Genomic DNA, 18,167 nt, shown 5'->3' with positions numbered 1-18,167 from the left:
TTTAGGATAAATATAAAAAAACCGCCTTTCGGCGGTCTTTTTATATTTAGGTGTGGTTAACGAATGTAATCAAACAAGGAGAGCTGTCCTATCTTGCTGAAAGCCAGCTGGGAAGCGGAGAGCACCGTCTCCTCTTTGGCGATGGTCGAGATAGTTTCATACATATCCGCTTCCGACACATTGGCCCTAGTTTCTTTGTTCATGATGTCGAGCCCCGAGTTGGAGCTCATCACCAGCTCCAAGCTGTTAAGGCGTGCCCCTATGTTGCCCATCCCAAGGTCCATCCGCCGCCTTGAGTTCTCAAGGTGTACGCTCACATCGGCCACCGCATCCTGAAAATTGCTGCCCGTCACGGTGGGGTCACGTAGGGTGGTGATGAAGCTGCCCAATGAGTTGAGCACGTTGTCATTGGTCGGCGTATCCAGCGCAAAACTTTGACTAGCGCCACCGGCCGGCACGCTCAAGGTCAACGACAGCCCCTGGAAGTTGATCGTATTACCAGCGACATAGTCCCCGCTTTGCAGCAAGGTGCCGCCGCTATCATAGACCTCATAGGTATCCGGACTACCGGCAATTGTGTTGACGCTGAAGCTGTTGCTGGGCAGCGCCGGATCGTAGCTGCTCTTGTAAAAAGTATCGAACTGCCCCTGATCCGCCACACCCACCTGGATATTGGCCGAGGTTGCACTGGCACTGCGGCGAGTGGCCACGGTCTGGAACAGATCCAGCCCGGAGTCATTGGCCTGCAAATTCACGCTGGGCGACACCTGCAAGAAACGCACCCCGGTGTCGCCCTGGAACAGGTAGTTACCGGCTGCGTCTTGCACAAAGGGCTGCACCTCGCTCTGGTTGCCCCCAAACATGTACTCACCTTGGGAGTTCTTGCTGTTCATCAGATCGAACAGCTGCTTTTGCACCCCCTCCAGCTCGGAGGCGATGGAAGCCCGGTTGGCCGCATCCAGCGCCCCGTCGTTGGCTTTCTGCACCAGCGTCTGGGCGCTGAGCATGGCGTCATGGATGGAGGAGAGGATAGTCTCCTCATGGCTCAGGCCATTTTCCAGCAGACTGCCGTTGACGTTGTATTGCTGATAGAGGGCAATCTCTTTATCGAGCGCCATCTTCTGGCCCATGCCGGAGGGGTTCTCACCGGCCGAGGTAAACGCCTGCCCGGTGATGAGCTGGTTGTTGGCCCGATCCAGCCGCTCATTGGCGCCGGAGAGCGCCGTCAACGAGCGGTTGTAGATCATGTTGGTGGTGATACGCATGATTTACCTCACAGCCGAAAGCAGGGACTCGAAGATGGTCTGCGCCGTGCTGACCACCCGCGCCGAGGCCGCATAGGCCTGCTGGAAGCGGATCAAATTGGCCGCCTCCTCCTCCAGATTGACACCCGAGACGCTCTCGTGCAAAGCGGTGCTCTGATCCAGCTTGGCCTGGGCCGCCGCCACCGCCGTCTTGCTCTGGCTCACCTTGTTGCCGACCCCCACCACCAGCTCCGAGTAGGCCTGGTTAAAGGTCATTCTGTCACTGGTGGTGCTGCTGCCCTTACTCACCAGATTCTTATTTTGCAGTTCGGCCAGCGCCAGCCCGTTGCGGTTGTCGGAAAAACCGTTGCTGTTGTAGCTCAGGGTAAAGCGGTCGTTGGCCTTCACCTGCCCCTTAATGCTGAATTCGTAACCCGGTGTAGTGTCCGGTGTGGCGTAAACCTTGGGGCCTCCCAATGGATTCTCAAGTGCCGCCATCAGATTCTGCCCCTGGCTGGATGCGGGCGCGACACCGATGAGGGTCGTGCCGTCCTGGGCATACACTTCGTAGTTGCCGCCGGCGTCGATCTTGACGATCTGCGGCGCATTGGGATCGAGCGCATTGCCCGTCAGGAAAGAGCCGGCGCCGGTGTTGCTCACCCCGACCAGGCTGATCTCACCGTTGCCGAGGTTCTGGGCGTTCTTATCGAGTTTAATCGGTGAGGCCAGGGCGAAATCTTCAGCGCGGGTGATGGCACTGGTTACCGCGCTGGCCGCCTGCTTGGTCGGTTGCAGCAGCAGCTTGTCACCGGCCGCCGGAGTACCACCAAAGTCGATCTCGATGCCGTGGTTGTTGAGGGTCAATGTGGAGGGCGGCGTGGCCCCCGTGGTCACCGAGGTGCGCTTGCCTGCCGCATCAATCATGAAAACCTCGTAGTTGGTGCTGCTGCTAAACGAGATCTCATAGTCATAGGGTAACACGTTGGCCCCCTGCCCCGGGATGAAGTTGACCGAGGCGGTGCCGCTGCCGGTATTGGTCGAGTAGGTGAGCGCATCACTGCCCGGCAGGGTCAGCAGGTCGCCACCGAGCTGGTTGTCGAGATCCATGCCGAGGTGGTTCTGGTTGTTGAGCGCATCCCCCAGGGTCACCGCCAACTGACCCAACTCGCGCTTGGCCGGCTCGAGATCGCTGCGCGCCTGCAAGAGGCCGCCTATGGTGCCACCGAGCGGCAGGGTATCGATGCGCTGTTTGTTTTGGCCAAACTCCAGTTGCAAATTGGTCTGCTGGGGATCGGGATCACCGTCAATGATGTTGATCTTGGCGGCCCCCGAGGCCAGCACCAGCGACTGGCCGTTGACCAGATTGACCAACACGCTACCGTTGGTTTGCGGCACGGTACGGATGTCGAGATGCTCGGAGAGCTGGCGGATCGCCTCGTCGCGCTGATCAAACAGCGTCAGGCTCTCCTCCGGCGTATTTTGGGTGCGCAATATGGCCTGGTTCAGCTCATCGATGCTGCCGAGCAGACCATTGACCGTCTTGACCGTGTCGCCCAGCTTGCCATTGATGGTTCGGGTCTGGCTGTTGAGCTGATCGGCCAGAGTGTGGAAGCGATCCACCGTGTTGTTGAGGGCGCCCAGCGCCGTGTTGCGTCCCGTCAGCTCAGATGGCGCCTCGTTGGCACCATGTAGGGCGTTGAAATAGGATCCCATGGCAACACCGACGCTATTGCTGGTGTCGCTCAGCAGCTTGTCGGTCGAATAGAGCATGTTGTAGCGGGTCGTTACCTGGGCCAGCGCCGAGGTATCGCGGCGCACCTCACCCTGGGCATATTGATCGAGGATCCGTTCGTTGACCCCCTGATCGACCCCCATGCCAATCACCAAACTGCTCAGCACGGTCCGTTCCCGCACATACCCCGCCGTGTTGACGTTGGTGATGTTGTTGCTGGTGGTCTGCAGCAGGCGCTGGTGTGCCAGCACGCCCGAGCTGCCGATACTGAGCAGATCTGTGGCCATCGATTACGACTCCCTCTCCTGGTACTGGGCGATCGCGTCGCTGCGCAGTACCTGTTTCAACTTGTGGGCGTAGTTCGGGTCGGTGGCGTAACCGGCCCGTTGCAGCGCCTCGAAATAGCGATCCGGACTACCGGTCTGCGCCAGCGCCTGGCGATAGCGCGACCCCGACGTCAGGAAATCCACGTAGTCGTTGAAGCTCTCCTCAAACGACTCGTAAGAGCGAAACGCCGCCTTCTGGCGCGAGGCCACCCCTTGCTCGTACTCCAGGGTGCTGACCACCGCCTTGGGCCCCTCCCAACGCGGATCGGCCTTGATACCAAACAGGTTGTGGCTCACCTCGCCGTCGGCATTGCGGATCACCCGCTTGCCCCAGCCGCTCTCCAGCGCCGCTTGCGCCACCAGCACCGCGGGGCTGAGCCCCAGCTTGTCGGCCGCCTTGCGCGCCAGCGGCATCAACCGCTCGACGAACTCCTGCGGTGACGAGAAGCCCGATTTGCCAGCGCTCGAGCCGCTGTCGGGGGCGGTCGCCACTTGCGTATCGCTCGTCATGGGCTTGCCCATGGGGGGGATGGTGCGGTGCCGGCTAACACGCACGAATCGCGGCCCCTCCCCTTGCTCTTGTCCAGCAAGTTCTTTGCCAAGTTTTTCCCCCAGCGCTTTCTGCTCGGCCAGGTGCTGGGCATAGGGCTTGTAGACCCGCTCGGTGCGCTCGGGCATGTGCAGCACCCGCCCATCCTCGTGACGGAAGGTCTTACTGTCACCGGAGAGCTGCTTGACCACCATGTCGGCGATGCCGAGCCCTCCTTTGCTGGCCATGTCAGCGACCCGCTGCTGATCGAGCATGTCCTCGTAAAAGCGCGTGTACTGGCTGTTCATGGGGTTGTCTTGGGTCAGTGACGCCCCCGCTTCCCGCATCCCCTTGAACAGGGTCTGGGTGAAGATCGACTCGAACTGGCCGGCTGCGGCGCGCAGTGCCTGCTGCTGCCCCAGCTTGCTCTGGCCAAGGCGACGCAGCTTGTCTAAGTTCTGGACGTCCTGTACCAGCCCCAGATTGACCCCTTGGTTGTCGATGTCCGCCATCTTCCGTTACCTCGCTTCTTTGCCGCCGGTGGCAAGCCTTTGCCGCCCGATTACAGGATCACCAGTTCACCCTGGATGGCTCCCGCCTGTTGCAGGGCCTCCAGAATGGCCATCAGATCGCCCGGAGCCACCCCCACCTGATTCACCGCACGCACCAGATCGTCGAGAGAGGCGCCAGCGTCAAACTTGAACATGCGGCCGTTTTCCTGCTGCACGTTGATGGTCGAGTTGTTGGTCACCGTGGTGTCGCCACCGGCCAGCGGATTGGGTTGGGAGACCTGCTGGTTCTCGGCGATGGTCACCGTCAGCCCGCCATGGCTGATGGCCGCCGGCTTGAGCTTCACTTCGCGCCCGATGACGATGGTGCCGGTGCGCGAGTTGACGATGATCTTGGCCGCCTCGTCTGCCGGGTCTACCTCTAGGTTCTCCAAGGTAGAGAGGTAGGAGACCCGCTGACTTGGATCGCGCGGGGCAAACACCTCGACCGAGGTCGCATCCAGCGCCTGCGCCGTGTTGGGGCCCACCAGATCGTTGACCGCATCGGCCAGACGGCGCGCCGTGGTGAAATCGGGGCGATTTAGGTTGAAGGTGATGGTGTCGCCCTGGCTGAAGGCGGTCGGCACCTCGCGCTCAACCGTGGCGCCGTTGGCAATGCGCCCCACGGTCGGGGTGTTGATCACCACCTTGGAGCCATCGGCCCCCTCAGCACCGAGCCCCCCCACCACCAGACTGCCCTGGGCCACCGCATAGACGCGCCCATCCAACCCCTTGAGGAAGGTTTGCAGCAAGGTGCCGCCGCGCAGGCTCTTGGCCTCGCCGATGGCCGACACCGTGATGTCGATGGTCTGTCCCGGCTTGGAGAAGGGGGGCAGCTCGGCATGCACCGCCACCGGCGCCACGTCCTTGATCTTCGGCTTGAGGTTATCCGGCACCTTGATGCCGAAGTTGTTGAGCATGGTGCGAAAAGTCTGCTCAGTGAAGGCGTTGTTCTTTTCGCCGGTGCCGGGCAAGCCGACCACCAGGCCGTAACCGATCAACTGGTTGCTGCGCACCCCTTCGACCGAGCTGATGTCCTTGATGCGGCTCGCCTGCGCCACCAGAGGAAGGCTCAAACAAACGCCGAGCATGAGCGCGTGATAAAGACGCATGCCGCCTCCTTAAAGTGGCCACCAAGGGCCGTTGAAGAAACTGGTCAGCCAGCCCTGCTCCTGGGTGTTGGCCAGATCGCCGGTGCCGCCGTAATAGATGCGGGCATTGGCCACCCGCTGGGAAGAGACCGAGTTGTCTGATCCCACGTCTTCGGGGCGGATCACCCCGGTGATACGGATGTACTCGTTGCCGTTGTTGAGCATGATCCACTTCTCACCACGCACCATCAGATTGCCGTTGGGCAATACCTTGGAGACGCTGACCGAGATGTTGCCTTGCAGGCTGTTGCTCTGATCGGCCTTGGCCTGCCCCTTGAAGGTGGAGTTCTGGCCGAGGGAGGCCGACATGTCGTAGGCCCCCGCCGTGATGGGCACCCCACCCAGGGTCACCGGATCGAGACCGAACTTGTTGTTCTTACCCGACTGGGTATCGGCCTTCTTCGAGGCGGAGGTCGACTCGGTGAGCTGGATGGTAATGATATCCCCCACCTTGTGCGCCTTGATGTCCGAATAGATGCTGTTGACCTGATCGGGCTGGAAAATGGCGCCGGTCGGCCGCACCGAGACCTGATCGCCATCGGGGGAGACGGGGGCGAAATCCGGATCGTCGGGCCGCGGTGTGTTGGGTGTGCTGGTACAGCCGGCCAACAGCAGGCACCCCAGCATCCATACGGTTTTCATGATGAGCCCCCGCTTACAGACGTTGGGTCAGGTAAGACATCATCGAGTCTACCGCCGAGATCACCTTGGAGTTCATCTCGTAGACCCGCTGCGCCTGAATGAGGTTGACCAGCTCCTCGGTCACGTTGACGTTCGAGCTTTCGAGCATCCCCTGCTTGACCACCCCTAGTCCATCGGCACCGGCCACCCCCTGTATTGGGGCGCCGCTCGATTGGGTCTCGAGAAACAGGTTCTCGCCCATCGGTTGCAGTCCGCTGGCGTTCACAAAGTCGGTGATGTTGATCTGACCGACCACCTGACTCTGGCCATCGCCTTTGAGGACGACCGAGACCTGGCCATCGCTGCCGACGGTGACACTCTGGGCGTTCTCCGGGATCTGGATCTCCGGCAGCAGCGGATAACCGTTGCCGGGGGTCACAATGGTTCCCTCGTCATTGAGGGTGAACTGCCCGTTACGGGTGTAGGCCGAGCTGCCGTCAGGTAGCTGGATCTCAAAGTAGCCGCGGCCACTTATCATCAGATCCAGCGAGTTGTCGGTGGTCTGCACGTTGCCCTGGCTGTGGTTTTTCTGGGTGGCCACCACCTTGGCACCGGCGCCCAGCATCAGCCCCGAAGGGAGCGTGGTGTCGGCTGAGGAGCGTCCCCCCGGCTGGTTGATGTTCTGGTAGAGCAGATCTTCAAAAATCGCCCTGCCCTTCTTGTAACCGACCGTGCTGGCGTTCGCCAGGTTGTTCGAGGTCACGCTGATGTTGACCTGCTGGGCATCCAGGCCGGTCTTGCTGATCCAGAGTGCGGGATTCATATCATGCTCCTTGGGTTAGCTCAGACGCAGCAACTGAGTCTGGGCCTCGTCATTCTCTTCGGCCGTCTTCATCATCTTTATTTGGGTCTCAAACTGCCGCTGCAGGCGGATGAGGTTGGTCATCTCGTCCACCACATTGACGTTGCTCCCCTCCAGTGAACCGGCAATCAGACCGACCCCGGCTGCCGCCGGCTCGGCGTTGCCATCCTTGCGACGAAACAGGCCATCCTCCCCCTTCTCCACCGCATCACTCGCCGGGTTCACCAGCTTGATGCGCTGGAAATCCTCAGAGAGATTGGCCGCCGCCCCTTCTGGCCGACCGCTGATGGTGCCGTCACGGGTGATCTCAATCTTCTCGAGCGGCAACGGCAGCACGATAGGGTTCCCCGCATCATCGACAACATTGAGCCCGGTCGAGGTCTGCAGGTTGCCGGTGGCACTGAGTTGCAAGTTGCCCATGCGGGTGAAGGCCTCCCCTCCCTTGGGGTCTTGCACCGCAATCCAGCCCTGACCATCGAGGGCTACGTCGAGATCGCGCCCTGTGGTCATCAGCATGCCGTGTTCGAGGTTCTGGCCCGGTCGCTCGGTTTTGGAGAAGACCCGGCTTGGCAAGCCATCGCCGAAGGCCTGCATGCTGCGCGCCTGCTCAAAATCGGATTTGAAGCCGACCGTATTGGCATTGGCGAGGTTATTACTGCGCACCGCCAGGCTGTTCATGTTCTCCTTGGCGCCGGACATGGCGATATAGAGCAAGTGGTCCATGGCTCTCCTCACAAAACAGGGAACGACACTTGCCTGAATATCTGCAAGAGTGATGCCACCAATAAAAATCCCTTTTATTTCATTGAGGTAAAAATAAAGAGGGGGGCCGAAGCCCCCCTGTGTCAAGTTGCCGACGATCAGCGGATCTGCAATATGGTCTGCTGCAACGTGCTGTTGACCTCCAGGGCGCGGGAGTTGGCCTGGAAGTTACGCTGGGCGGTGATGAGATCCACCAGCTCGGTGGTGAGATCGACGTTGGATTGCTCCAGCGCCGAGGACTTGATCGAGCCGAAGGTCCCCGAGCCCGGCGTACCCGGCGCCGCATCCCCAGAGAGCAGGGAGGATTGCCAGGAGGTGTCACCAATCTGGCTCAGCCCCTGCGGGTTGGCAAACTTGGCCAGCGCCACCATGGCCACCTTAACCGTGGTGCCGTTGCTGTAGGAGGCGGAGACAATACCATCGGTGCCGATCTCAACCTTGGTCAGACGGCCAACCGTCGAGCCATCCTGGGTCAGCTTGTTGACCTCAAACGCCGAGTTGTACTGGGTCACGGTGCCGAGCTTGATCTCGAAGGTCTGGGTCGGATCGGCACCGTTGTTGATGATGCCCGCCCCAGCCGCGCCCAACTGTTCGGTAATGATGGTGGCCGGTGCGGTGCTGCTGAGCTTGCCGCCCGAGCTGAAGGTCATGGTGACCCCTTGCGGGACGGTACCACCGGGTGACGTGCCGCCCTGCACATCGATAGGCGTGTTGCCCTCGTAGAGATACATCTGCCAGGTGGGCGGAGTCATGGCCTGACCCGGGGTCGCTGGATCTTCCTGGCGCACAAAGTACTGGGTGATCGTGTGCGGCGCCCCCAGCGAGTCATAGATGACGACCGAGGTGGAGTGGGCATAGGTCGTCGTGTCGGTCGGGTTGAAGTTGGCCGGATCGGTCGGCGTGGCCAAGTTGGAATCGCTACTCAGGTTGAAGCTCGCCTCCACCGTGCTGGTCATCTTGGGATCACCGGCGCGATCCGGGATCTGGATCGGCTGGGTGGCGTTGAGGCTGACCGCCTTGGGGGTGCCGTCCTGGTTGATGGCATAGCCTTGCAGGTAACTGCCCTGGTTGTTCACCATGTAGCTGTTTTCATTGAGCTTGAAGGCGCCGGCACGGGTAAAGGTGCGGTCCAGGTTGCTCAAACCGTCCGAGGTTACGAAAAAGCCGTTGCCCTGGATAGCTAGGTCGAGCGAGTTGTTGGTCAGTTGCAGCGGCCCCTGGTGGAACTGCTGAGCCACGGCGCTGGTGGCCACCCCATTACCCACCTGAGTCTTAGAGCTAACATAGATGGAGTTAGCATAGACATCTGCAAACTCGGCACGCGACTCCTTGAATCCGGTGGTATTGACGTTGGCGATGTTGTTAGCGGTGACGTTGAGGTCTTTCTGCGCCGCGCTAACACCACTCAAGGCGTTGTTAAATGACATGGTTTTCTCCTTTCTTCACCGCTATATCAGTGCCACCGGCTCACGCTGAGGTGCCGGCAATTTCCAGAATATCGGAGAGGTAATACCCTCCGAGCCCGTTGACCTTGACCACGGTCGGGTTGGTGCTATTGCCGAGCGTCACACTGCTCACCTTGCCATAGACGCAGGCATTGAGACTCTCCGACTTGTTGTCGATGGTGCCGGTCACCTTGAAGGTGTAGGCCCCCTCCTTGACCGGGTTGCCACTCTTGTCGGTGCCATCCCAGCTGAAGTTCACGTTCTTGCTGTGCTCACCATCGATGGGGATCTCCTTGATCACCTGACCGGAGGCATCCTGCACCGTGACCTTGAGATAGGAGGTGGTGTCGGTGATGGGGATCACCCCGTTGACCTTGCCGCCGTTCTCCAGATAACCGGTGTTGTAAGGCAGCAGCACATTCTGCCCGACCATGGCCGACGCCTGCAGCGCCTGGCTGGAGGTCATGACCGAATTGAGGCTCTCCATCTGTTTGGAGAGGTTGGAGATCCCATCCGCCGTGGTCATCGAGGTCATCTGCGACAACATCTCGGCGTTCTCGACCGGCTTGAACGGATCTTGATAGGAGAGCTGGGTGGTCAGCAGCTGGAAGAAACCGGCCTGATCCAGACTCTTGGTGGCGGTCGCCGTCGAGCTCTGGCTCGCGGCGGCAGACGTCGTACTGTTGACGGAATCAACCATGGCTCAGCTCCTTAGCCCTTACCCATATTCAGCGTCTGCTGCAGCATCTTCTTGGCCGCATCAGCCACCTGCACGTTGGTCTGGTAGCCGCGTGAAGCGCTGATCATGTCGGTCATCTCCTCCACCATGTTGACGTTGGGCTTGTAGACAAAGCCATCCTTGTCGGCCATGGGGTGGTTCGGGTTGAACTCACGAATGAGGGGGGCGTTGCTCTCGACAATTCCCTTGACCTGGACACCGACGCCGGACTGCTTGTCCGACATGGCTTGCTCCAGCTCGGCGGCAAAGACTGGCCGGCGGGCGCGGTAAGTTTTGTCCACGCTGGAGCTCACGCTGTCGGCGTTGGCCATATTGCTGGCCACCGTGTTCAGGCGCACGGACTGAGCACTCATGGCCGAGCCGGAAATATCAAAAACGTTAAAGAGGCTCATCACTGTTCTCCCTTGAGCGCCTTGAGCAGCCCCGAGATCTTGCTGTTCATGAACTCTAGCGAAGTCTGGTACTCCAGGCTGTTCTGCATGAAGTCGCTGCGCTCCTGCTGTAGATCTACCGTGTTGCCATCACCGGTATCTGCTTGCAGTGGCGAGCGATATTTGAGGGCGCCTAGGTTCTCGACGTTCAGGCCAAAGTGGCGCTCATTGGTGGTCGCCATGTTGAAGCCTTGGGCCCCCTGGGCCTGTTGCAGCGCCTGGGAAAAGTCCAGATCCCTGGCCTTGTAGCCCGGGGTATCGGCATTGGCGATATTGCTGGCCAGCACTTCGGCCCGCCGGGAGCGCACTCCCAGGGTGTATTGATGGACACCAAACGCCTTGTCGAACGAGATAGACATGACACACCTCCTGCTTTGCCTAAAGCAGAGCAAGAGGTGTGCCAATCATGGAGGGATTATTTGACTTTGTAGACGATGCCGGGATTGCAGCGAATCATATCGAAGCGATCGGTCAGGCCGGCCAGCGACTCGGAAGCGCCCAGCATCAGATAACCGCCGGGATTAAGACTGGTTGCAAACTGGTTGAGGATCTTGGACTTCACCTCGGGGGAGAAGTAAATGAGCACGTTGCGGCAGAAGATGATGTCAAACTTGCCGAGCAGGCTATAGCTCTCCAGCAGGTTGAGTGGACGAAACGTTGTCAATTTTCTGACTCGCTCCACGACCCGCATCTTGTTGTCACCGCACGGCTCGAAGAACATCTTCTTACGCTCCGGTGAGAGCCCTCGTGCCAGCGCCAGGCTGTCATAGACCCCCTCCTTGCACTGGTTGAGCATGGAGGTCGAGATATCGGTGCCGACGATCTGCACGCTGCCCGGCAAGGTTCCCGGTTTCTTCATCTGCTGCTCAAGCGCCGTCATGGCGATCGAATAGGGCTCTTGGCCCGACGAAGAAGCCGCCGACCAGATCTTGACCGTTTTCCCTCCCTTGCCGAGCTCTGGGAACAGCTTGTCGGTCAGCAACTGGAACGGATAGGTATCGCGAAACCAAAGGGTTTCATTGGTGGTCATGGCATCAACCACCATCATCTTAAGCTCGCGCTCACGGATACTCATGGCGCGAGTGATCAGTTCGTCTAGGTTGTTAGCATTATTCTGCCCAAGCAGGGGAGAAAGCCGGCTCTTGACCAGATATTGCTTGTTGTCACCCAGAACGATGCCACACTGGCTTTCCAGAAAGGCACTGAACTGCTTGTAGATATCATCTGAGAGCGTCTTCATTCAGTCTCGTTTTTCTTGTCTAGAGGGCGTTTTGCACGGCCTTGGCTAGTATATCTGGTTGGAACTTGGCAATGAAGTCATTAGCGCCAACCTTTTGCACCATAGCCTGATTAAACACTCCACTTAAAGAGGTGTGCAGGATAACATGCAATCCCTCTAGAGCAGGATTATTACGGATCTCTGCGGTGAGGGTATAGCCATCCATCTCCGGCATCTCGATATCCGAGATAACCAGTGCCAACTGATCCTTGATAGGCCCGAGCTTGGCCATCTCCAGCAGCATGTTGAGCGCTTCACGCCCATCTTTAGCCATCAGGCAGGAAACACCAATTGCCCCCAGGGCTCGCTGTACCTGTTTACGAGCCACAGAGGAATCGTCAGCCACCAGTACAGGTCTATCGGGGACAGGCATAGTAGCACTCGCGTCCCTGATTTCTGTACTCACATCAGTAGAAAGTGGAGATATTTCATTGAGAATTTTCTCCACATCAAGAATTTCGACCAACTCGCCATCGACTTCGGTCACGGCAGTCATATAGTTGATCCGCCCCGCCCCTTTCGGCGGCGGCAAAATGAACTCCCAGTTCATGTTGATGATCCGCTCGACCGAGTTGACCAGAAATCCCTGCACCGAACGGTTGTATTCGGAGATGATCATGAAACACTTGGAGAGATCGGTGATAGGCCGCCCACCGGTCGCCATGCTGAGGTCGATGACCGAGATGGTCTGACCACGAATATGGGCAACCCCGCGAATGCAGTGATGAATTTTCGGCATGACGGTCAGCGGCGGACACTGTAACACTTCCCTGACCTTGAACACGTTGATGCCAAAGCGTTGACGACCGTTGAGACGAAACAGCAGCAACTCCAACCTGTTTTGTCCTACCAACTGGGTTCTCTGGTTGACTGAATCCAGAATGCTGGCCATAGAAAACTCCCTTCTCGATGCTTGGCATCATAAATGCATGAAATTGTGCATGGCGCTTGGCATCCGAGCATCCACGATTGGCTTGATGCAAGCATAGTTAACCGGGCATGTCAGGGTTAACAATTTAATTTATCGGCCAGTACTTACAAATGATTAGCAAGCTTTTGTTATTACTCTTGATTCCCGTCACCAATCTGGCCTATGCAGAAGAGACCGTCGAGTCCAAGTTGCGTGAGGCCGCCGAGAGTTTTGTGCTGTCGAACATAGACACGACACCGGATGCTCGGGTAGAGGTCAAAGCGGGCAACATCGATCCTAGGCTGCACCTCACTACCTGTGAGTCACATCTCTCGCTGAGCGTGCCGCAAGGGCTGGGGCTGCGCCGCAACACCACCGTCTATCTCAAGTGTGAGGAGGGCAGCGGCTGGGATCTCTATCTGCCGGTGCGTCTTTTCATCCAAAAGCCCTATGTGACCGTGCTCGACAATGTCGCCAAGGGAGAGGTGCTGAGCGCCGAGAAATTGACGATTGCCTATCAGGATGAACAAATGCAGCGTGGGGATACCTTGATCGACCCCAACGTTCTCGTCGGGGCGCGCAGCAAGCGGGAGCTCAGGCCTGGCCAAAGCATCCGGGCTAGCCAACTGTGCGTGGTATGCAAGGGGGATCAGTTAACCCTGACCGCCAATATTGCCAATCTGCAGATCAAGTCGATGGTACGCGCCTTGCAAGATGGCAGCTTCGGCGACACAATCCGGGTCAGCAATCTCCAGTCAGGCAAAGAGGTACAGGCCAGAGTTAGCGCAGTGGGCAGCGCAACTGTGATCTTGCCCTAATTTTGCTAAAGCTTCGACGATACGAGCCGATACGGGGATAAGCAATCTCCAGCAGATGAAGGATAAAGAGCATGGCTATTAACAATATCAACAACTTGACCAGCAACCGCCTGCAAGGTGGCAGTGCGGGTCAGAGTGTTTCGGGAAAGTCGGGCTCCGACGTCACCGCCACCGATGGGCGCAGTGCCCCGCGGGGTGACTCCGTTTCCCTGACCAGCGAGGCACAACAGTTGCAACAGATGCAAAAGAGCCTCTCCTCCTCCGCCACCGATAATGAAAGCCGCGTCAGCCAGATCAAGAAGGCTATCGCTGCGGGTGATTACAAGGTGGATAGCGAGCGGGTGGCTCAAAAAATGACAGCCTTCGAAGGTCAGCTAGATAAGCTGCTCGGATGAACAGCCTGCCTTCTCTGCTGATTGCCCAACGCCAGAACCTGGCCGAGATGCTCGCGCTGCTGGACGAGGAGTTTTCCCTGCTCAAACAGCACCAGACCCTCGCCCTGCCCGATGTCACCGAGCGTAAGCAGTCGTTGGCGCTGCGCATCGAGGCACTGGATCGTGACATCGCAATACACCCTGATGTCGCGCAGACATTGCCGCAGCATCAAGAGCTGGTGGATGAGGTGCAGCAGAGCCTGCTCGCCTGCCATGAAAAAAATGCCGTCAACGGCAAGTTTTTGGAACTGCTTATCACCGCCAATCGCCGCCTTGCCGGTGTATTGACGGCGCTGCGCGATCGCAGCAGCCTGACCTACGACGCCAAGGGCAATACCCGTGCAGGAACTCGCTCGCGCGGGATCAAGGCCTAAGCGTTCGTCTTAGCAATACCTCACCGTCACGACAGCGGCGAACCTGCAACTCCCCCTCTTCATACCAGCCAAAGCTGGCCTCCCACTCCCCTCGGGGAAAGGTGATGGAGCCAGGATTCACACACACTATCCCCTCCTGCTCGGCCAAAACAGGTACATGTGTGTGTCCGCTGACAAACAGGCTGCCTGTCGGCAATGGGACAGCCTGCGGCTGATAAAGATGGCCATGGGTCACAAACCAGCGACGTCCATCGAGCAGCAGTTGGTTGTAGGGAGCCGTGCAGGGGAAGGCCAGCAGCATCTGATCCACCTCAGAGTCACAGTTTCCCCTCACCGCCATGATTCGCTTCGCCTCGCGGTTGAGGCGCTCGGCCACGGCCGCCGGTTGATACCCCTCGGGAAGCGGATTACGAGGACCGTGGTTGAGCAGATCGCCGAGCAGCAACAGGTGATCGGCCGCAGCACACTGCTCGAGTACACGCTCCAGTGCTGGTAGGGCGCCATGAATATCGGCAATCAGGGCCAGTTTCATCGTCACATCACTCCTGACTGAAATAGAGATCCCGGCTCGGCAACACGGTATGAATACCATCGAGCGGCAGGCCACGCAGGGTTGGGTCAACCAGCCGTGCCTGGGTGTAGTAATAGAGAGGGATAGCCGGCACGGCCTCGTTGAGTATCATCTCGGCCTGCTGGTAAAGGCGGGCGCGCTGACGCACATCCAAAGTGTTTTGGGCTTGGACCAGCAGCGCATCGAACTGCTCGTCACAATAGCCGCTCTCATTTTGCGGGTCGCGGCAGCGGAACTGGCCGAGCATGGCATAAGGGTCGGCATAGTCGCCAAACAGGGAGCTGCGGGCGATCACGAATTCACCGGATGATTTGGCCGCCTCATAGGCATCCCACTCCAACTCCTTCACTCTGGCCTCGACCCCCAGTGCCGCCCACATGCCAGCAATCGCGTCGGCCAGCTTGTGATGCGTTTCAGAGCGATGGAAGGTAATGCTCAGACGCAGCGGATGATCTGGGCTAAATCCGGCCGCAGCCAGCAGATTGCGCGCCTTGGCAAGGCGGACATCGCGGCTCCAGGCTGCGGCGGCGGGGAGCGGAGAGTCATAATCGGTCAGATCCGGCAACATGGACCAAGCAATAGGCTCACCCTGACCGGTCACGTTCTGGGTCAGCACCTCGCGATCCAGCGCCAGCGAGAGGGCCCGGCGTACCCTGACATCGGCCACCTCAGGGCGGCTCAAGTTGAAGGTATAGAGATAGGTGCCAAGCTGGGCACCATGCCAGAGCCGGGGGGGCTGCTCTTCCCGTAGGCTGTGCAGCAAGGAGGCCGGCACCCGCTCGGTCAATTGCAGGCGCCCTTCATGGTAGAGTCGATACTCACGCGCCGTGGAGAGGCCCGTCATATAGGTCACCCGCTCGAGCCGGGTCTTCCCCCAGTAGTGAGGATTGCGCAGCAGCGTGATCTCTCCCTGAGGCGTCCACTCCTGCAACTGGAAGGCTCCATTACCAATCAGCTTACCAGGACGGGCCCACTCCCCGCCCTGCTTCTGAACCCGATCCGCCGGTACGGGGGCGAAGGGAGCGAGGCTGATGATGGACAACAGATGAGGCACAGGATGCTCCAAGGTGATCCGCACGATGCGATCGCCCTCCGCCTCCACTCCCAGATTGTTCACCTCAAGCGCACCGCCATAGATGGAGGTGGCATTATTGATCCCCGCCGTCAGCACCAGCGATGCAGAAGGAGAGGCCACCAGCGGATCGATAAGACGCCGCCAGGCATAGACAAAGTCACTCGCCTTGAGCGAAGAGCCATCAGACCAGGTCAGGCCAGGGCGCAGGAAGAAGCGCCATACCAACCCGTCGTCACTCATCTCCCAGCGCTCTGCCTGGGCCGGCACCGGCTCACCGTGGGGACCGCTCCCCACCAAGCCCTCAAACAGGTCGCTTAGTATTGTTTCGGCGGCAAAGCCGCTGCGCATCCGGGCGGGATCCAGCGTGTCCGGCGCCTCGACATTGCTGCGCACCAGTTCGGTTCGCTCAGGCGGGGACAATGGCATAGGCAACGCACTCTCCACCGGTTCGGCAGCCAGCCCCCGGCAGGCCAACCACAGGCCTAGCCACACAACACCACAATGACGCACGACGACTTCCTCTTACAACCCGAATATATTGGAGCCCGCCTCCCCATGAGGCTTGTTCTCGACATGACGGGCCCGTATTGTAACGGCCTCTCACGGAAGGTGGAGCCTTTCGAGCATTATTTTCAGGAGTTTTTTATGGGCTATGAGTGGTGTGCCCTGGCATCGGCCACCTTGTGGGCCGTAGCGGCCCTCATTTCCGTCAAACCGGCTCGCCACCTCGGCGCGTTTGCCTATAGCCGCTGGCGCATGCTGATGGTGACCCTGATGCTGGCCTGCGGCAGCCTCTTCACCGGCGGCTGGCAAAGTCTGCCCGGCACCGCCTGGTCGGCGCTTGCCCTGTCGGGCCTGGTGGGGATCTTCATCGGCGATACCGCCCTGTTTGCCTGCATGAACCGGCTCGGCCCCCGTCGTAGCGGCCTGCTCTTCTCCTGTCACGCCCTCTTCTCAGCCCTGCTCGGCTTGTGGCTGTTTGGTGAAGCCCTGACAGGCGCGCGCCTGTGGGGCGCCGCCCTGGTGCTCTGTGGTGTCTGGCTGGCCATCGCCTTCGGTCGTCGCGCTCAGGCCCATGAATGGGAGGCCGTGCAAGGCACCCTGCTGCTCGGCGTCGGGCTCGGCCTGCTGGCCGCCCTGTGTCAGAGCGCCGGTGCCGTCATCGCTAAGCCGGTGATGCAAGATGCCGCCGTCGACCCGGTCACCGCCTCAGGCGTGCGCATGGCGACCGCGCTGGCAGCCCACGTACTGCTGCGCCTCACCCGTCTGCCGCTCACCCTACCGCTGCGCCCACTCAACCGCGAGATCCTCGCCCTCATCAGCCTCAACGGCTTCCTGGCCATGACCCTCGGCATGACACTGATCCTGGCGGCCCTGCGGCTGGGAGATGTCGGCATGGTTTCTATTCTCTCCTCAACCACACCGGTGATCCTGCTGCCACTACTGTGGTGGCACACCGGGCAGCGCCCCGCCCTACCCGCCTGGCTCGGCGCCGCCTGTGCCACCGCCGGCACCATGCTGGTGCTGGGCGCCGCATAGCAAGAGGCCCCGCATGGCGGGGCCTCTTGGCATCAGAAGAGCGCCACCTCAGCGGCGCTCAACTCACGGTACTCACCGGGCTCGAGCGTCTCATCCAGTGCCAGGGCACCGATCTGCTCACGGTGCAGCCCAATGACCTTATTGCCGACGGCGGCAAACATGCGCTTGACCTGATGGTACTTGCCTTCATGGATGGTCAGGCGTGCCTCGCACTCCCCCAGGATCTCCAACTGAGCCGGACGGGTCTTCTCTTTTTCCGATCGTAACAACACCCCTTCAGCAAACTGCTCGGCCGTCCCCGGTGCAATCGGATCGGCCAGCCAGACTCGGTAGGTCTTGGCGCATTCGTGGCGCGGTGAGGTGATGCGGTGCGACCACTGGCCATCATCGGTGATCAGCACCAGCCCAGTGGTGTCGAGATCGAGGCGCCCCACCACGTGCAGCCGACCCATGCCGGGCTCATCGAGCAGGAAAAAAACGGTTGGGTGATCCGGATCATCGTTGGAGCAGACATACCCCTGCGGCTTGTGCAGCATGAAGTAGCGGTTACCCTGGCTCAGGGTGAGTTCAATCCCATCAAACTCCACCAGGCTCTGCTCGGTGATGTGAAAGGCCGGCTGTTTAACCACGATGCCATCCACCTTTACTTCACCCTGGCGGATCAACTTGCCGGCCAGTGAACGGGTCAGATCGGAACAGTCGCAGAGGAACTTGTCGAGACGCATGGGCAACCCTGTGCTTGCTTCAAAAAGGGCCGCCATTATACGGTGCTCACAG

At 59.7% G+C, this 18,167-nt stretch carries 20 protein-coding genes; 4 read left to right on the top strand and 16 right to left on the bottom strand.

From position 1 onward, the window contains the following. Positions 1 to 56: 56 nt before the first annotated feature. The 13 genes from flgL to FE240_RS05635 all read right to left on the bottom strand — a co-directional run bounded on the left by flgL (position 57) and on the right by FE240_RS05635 (position 12,561). The gene (gene flgL / locus FE240_RS05695; RefSeq protein ID WP_193003727.1) at positions 57 to 1,265 is read right to left on the bottom strand and encodes a flagellar hook-associated protein FlgL; all 1,209 of its coding nucleotides are present in this window, start codon (positions 1,263 to 1,265) and stop codon (positions 57 to 59) included. 3 nt (positions 1,266 to 1,268) lie between these two features. Then, complete coding sequence (gene flgK / locus FE240_RS05690; protein WP_193003726.1) at positions 1,269 to 3,263, bottom strand: flagellar hook-associated protein FlgK; 1,995 nt, start codon at positions 3,261 to 3,263, stop codon at positions 1,269 to 1,271. 3 nt (positions 3,264 to 3,266) lie between these two features. Further along, the gene (gene flgJ, locus FE240_RS05685) at positions 3,267 to 4,343 is read right to left on the bottom strand and encodes a flagellar assembly peptidoglycan hydrolase FlgJ (RefSeq protein ID WP_193003725.1); all 1,077 of its coding nucleotides are present in this window, start codon (positions 4,341 to 4,343) and stop codon (positions 3,267 to 3,269) included. A 50-nt stretch (positions 4,344 to 4,393) separates the two neighbouring features. Beyond that, positions 4,394 to 5,491 carry a flagellar basal body P-ring protein FlgI gene (locus FE240_RS05680; RefSeq protein WP_193003724.1) on the bottom strand — a complete coding sequence of 366 codons (1,098 nt, stop codon included), beginning with the start codon at positions 5,489 to 5,491 and terminating at the stop codon, positions 4,394 to 4,396. Positions 5,492 to 5,500: 9 nt separating this feature from the next. Then, entirely contained in the window at positions 5,501 to 6,172 is a 672-nt protein-coding gene (gene flgH / locus FE240_RS05675) for a flagellar basal body L-ring protein FlgH (RefSeq protein ID WP_193003723.1), read from the bottom strand. 13 nt (positions 6,173 to 6,185) lie between these two features. After that, on the bottom strand, positions 6,186 to 6,974 hold the full coding sequence (gene flgG / locus FE240_RS05670; RefSeq protein ID WP_193003722.1) for a flagellar basal-body rod protein FlgG: 789 nt from the start codon (positions 6,972 to 6,974) through the stop codon (positions 6,186 to 6,188). Between the two features lie 15 nt (positions 6,975 to 6,989). Beyond that, the gene (gene flgF, locus FE240_RS05665; protein WP_193003721.1) at positions 6,990 to 7,736 is read right to left on the bottom strand and encodes a flagellar basal-body rod protein FlgF; all 747 of its coding nucleotides are present in this window, start codon (positions 7,734 to 7,736) and stop codon (positions 6,990 to 6,992) included. Between the two features lie 137 nt (positions 7,737 to 7,873). Further along, positions 7,874 to 9,202, bottom strand: a complete 1,329-nt coding sequence (gene flgE, locus FE240_RS05660; protein ID WP_193003720.1) for a flagellar hook protein FlgE — start codon at positions 9,200 to 9,202, stop codon at positions 7,874 to 7,876. Positions 9,203 to 9,242: 40 nt separating this feature from the next. Further along, positions 9,243 to 9,920, bottom strand: a complete 678-nt coding sequence (locus FE240_RS05655; protein ID WP_042045718.1) for a flagellar hook assembly protein FlgD — start codon at positions 9,918 to 9,920, stop codon at positions 9,243 to 9,245. Positions 9,921 to 9,931: 11 nt separating this feature from the next. Continuing rightward, the gene (gene flgC, locus FE240_RS05650) at positions 9,932 to 10,351 is read right to left on the bottom strand and encodes a flagellar basal body rod protein FlgC (RefSeq protein WP_042045716.1); all 420 of its coding nucleotides are present in this window, start codon (positions 10,349 to 10,351) and stop codon (positions 9,932 to 9,934) included. Further along, positions 10,351 to 10,749 carry a flagellar basal body rod protein FlgB gene (flgB, locus tag FE240_RS05645; RefSeq protein ID WP_193003719.1) on the bottom strand — a complete coding sequence of 133 codons (399 nt, stop codon included), beginning with the start codon at positions 10,747 to 10,749 and terminating at the stop codon, positions 10,351 to 10,353. The genes flgC and flgB overlap by 1 nt, the downstream gene beginning before the upstream one ends. Positions 10,750 to 10,805: 56 nt before the next feature. Further along, positions 10,806 to 11,630, bottom strand: a complete 825-nt coding sequence (locus FE240_RS05640) for a CheR family methyltransferase (RefSeq protein ID WP_193003718.1) — start codon at positions 11,628 to 11,630, stop codon at positions 10,806 to 10,808. 19 nt (positions 11,631 to 11,649) lie between these two features. Then, positions 11,650 to 12,561, bottom strand: a complete 912-nt coding sequence (locus FE240_RS05635; protein ID WP_193003717.1) for a chemotaxis protein CheV — start codon at positions 12,559 to 12,561, stop codon at positions 11,650 to 11,652. Between the two features lie 227 nt (positions 12,562 to 12,788). Between FE240_RS05635 and flgA the strand changes: the two genes are divergently transcribed. The 3 genes from flgA to FE240_RS05620 all read left to right on the top strand — a co-directional run bounded on the left by flgA (position 12,789) and on the right by FE240_RS05620 (position 14,205). Beyond that, entirely contained in the window at positions 12,789 to 13,397 is a 609-nt protein-coding gene (gene flgA, locus FE240_RS05630; RefSeq protein ID WP_264293199.1) for a flagellar basal body P-ring formation chaperone FlgA, read from the top strand. A gap of 71 nt (positions 13,398 to 13,468) precedes the next feature. Next, complete coding sequence (flgM, locus tag FE240_RS05625) at positions 13,469 to 13,792, top strand: flagellar biosynthesis anti-sigma factor FlgM (RefSeq protein WP_193003715.1); 324 nt, start codon at positions 13,469 to 13,471, stop codon at positions 13,790 to 13,792. Further along, positions 13,789 to 14,205 carry a flagella synthesis protein FlgN gene (locus FE240_RS05620; protein ID WP_193003714.1) on the top strand — a complete coding sequence of 139 codons (417 nt, stop codon included), beginning with the start codon at positions 13,789 to 13,791 and terminating at the stop codon, positions 14,203 to 14,205. The genes flgM and FE240_RS05620 overlap by 4 nt, the downstream gene beginning before the upstream one ends. On the opposite strand, the gene yfcE is transcribed toward FE240_RS05620, so the two are convergent. Both yfcE and FE240_RS05610 read right to left on the bottom strand, forming a co-directional pair. Beyond that, entirely contained in the window at positions 14,195 to 14,737 is a 543-nt protein-coding gene (gene yfcE / locus FE240_RS05615; protein WP_193003713.1) for a phosphodiesterase, read from the bottom strand. The genes FE240_RS05620 and yfcE overlap by 11 nt on opposite strands. A 7-nt stretch (positions 14,738 to 14,744) precedes the next feature. Then, a complete protein-coding gene (locus FE240_RS05610) occupies positions 14,745 to 16,277 on the bottom strand; it encodes a peptide ABC transporter substrate-binding protein (RefSeq protein ID WP_193003712.1) in 1,533 nt (510 codons plus the stop codon). A 219-nt stretch (positions 16,278 to 16,496) separates the two neighbouring features. On the opposite strand from FE240_RS05610, the gene FE240_RS05605 reads away from it, so the two are divergent. Further along, entirely contained in the window at positions 16,497 to 17,390 is an 894-nt protein-coding gene (locus FE240_RS05605) for a DMT family transporter (protein WP_193003711.1), read from the top strand. A 32-nt stretch (positions 17,391 to 17,422) separates the two neighbouring features. Here the strand turns inward: FE240_RS05605 and rsuA are convergent, their stop codons facing one another. After that, complete coding sequence (gene rsuA, locus FE240_RS05600; protein WP_193003710.1) at positions 17,423 to 18,115, bottom strand: 16S rRNA pseudouridine(516) synthase RsuA; 693 nt, start codon at positions 18,113 to 18,115, stop codon at positions 17,423 to 17,425. Positions 18,116 to 18,167: the final 52 nt, after the last annotated feature.

Source organism: Aeromonas simiae, assembly GCF_014892695.1.
GTDB classification, from domain to species: domain Bacteria; phylum Pseudomonadota; class Gammaproteobacteria; order Enterobacterales; family Aeromonadaceae; genus Aeromonas; species Aeromonas simiae.
Note: the sequence above shows the minus strand (reverse complement) of the source record. Positions and strands in the feature narration are given on the sequence as shown.

Excerpts from the sequence above, each read along its gene's own strand:
- flgB (WP_193003719.1), bottom strand. The coding sequence starts at position 10,749 with ATGTCTATCTCGTTCGACAAGGCGTTTGGTGTCCATCAATACACCCTG.
- flgC (WP_042045716.1), bottom strand. The coding sequence starts at position 10,351 with ATGAGCCTCTTTAACGTTTTTGATATTTCCGGCTCGGCCATGAGTGCT.
- flgH (WP_193003723.1), bottom strand. The coding sequence starts at position 6,172 with ATGAAAACCGTATGGATGCTGGGGTGCCTGCTGTTGGCCGGCTGTACC.
- flgK (WP_193003726.1), bottom strand. The coding sequence starts at position 3,263 with ATGGCCACAGATCTGCTCAGTATCGGCAGCTCGGGCGTGCTGGCACAC.
- flgL (WP_193003727.1), bottom strand. The coding sequence starts at position 1,265 with ATGCGTATCACCACCAACATGATCTACAACCGCTCGTTGACGGCGCTC.
- flgF (WP_193003721.1), bottom strand. The coding sequence starts at position 7,736 with ATGGACCACTTGCTCTATATCGCCATGTCCGGCGCCAAGGAGAACATG.
- flgJ (WP_193003725.1), bottom strand. The coding sequence starts at position 4,343 with ATGGCGGACATCGACAACCAAGGGGTCAATCTGGGGCTGGTACAGGAC.
- flgE (WP_193003720.1), bottom strand. The coding sequence starts at position 9,202 with ATGTCATTTAACAACGCCTTGAGTGGTGTTAGCGCGGCGCAGAAAGAC.
- FE240_RS05655 (WP_042045718.1), bottom strand. The coding sequence starts at position 9,920 with ATGGTTGATTCCGTCAACAGTACGACGTCTGCCGCCGCGAGCCAGAGC.
- FE240_RS05640 (WP_193003718.1), bottom strand. The coding sequence starts at position 11,630 with ATGAAGACGCTCTCAGATGATATCTACAAGCAGTTCAGTGCCTTTCTG.
- FE240_RS05680 (WP_193003724.1), bottom strand. The coding sequence starts at position 5,491 with ATGCGTCTTTATCACGCGCTCATGCTCGGCGTTTGTTTGAGCCTTCCT.
- FE240_RS05610 (WP_193003712.1), bottom strand. The coding sequence starts at position 16,277 with ATGCCATTGTCCCCGCCTGAGCGAACCGAACTGGTGCGCAGCAATGTC.
- rsuA (WP_193003710.1), bottom strand. The coding sequence starts at position 18,115 with ATGCGTCTCGACAAGTTCCTCTGCGACTGTTCCGATCTGACCCGTTCA.
- flgM (WP_193003715.1), top strand. The coding sequence starts at position 13,469 with ATGGCTATTAACAATATCAACAACTTGACCAGCAACCGCCTGCAAGGT.
- flgG (WP_193003722.1), bottom strand. The coding sequence starts at position 6,974 with ATGAATCCCGCACTCTGGATCAGCAAGACCGGCCTGGATGCCCAGCAG.
- FE240_RS05620 (WP_193003714.1), top strand. The coding sequence starts at position 13,789 with ATGAACAGCCTGCCTTCTCTGCTGATTGCCCAACGCCAGAACCTGGCC.
- FE240_RS05605 (WP_193003711.1), top strand. The coding sequence starts at position 16,497 with ATGGGCTATGAGTGGTGTGCCCTGGCATCGGCCACCTTGTGGGCCGTA.
- yfcE (WP_193003713.1), bottom strand. The coding sequence starts at position 14,737 with ATGAAACTGGCCCTGATTGCCGATATTCATGGCGCCCTACCAGCACTG.
- FE240_RS05635 (WP_193003717.1), bottom strand. The coding sequence starts at position 12,561 with ATGGCCAGCATTCTGGATTCAGTCAACCAGAGAACCCAGTTGGTAGGA.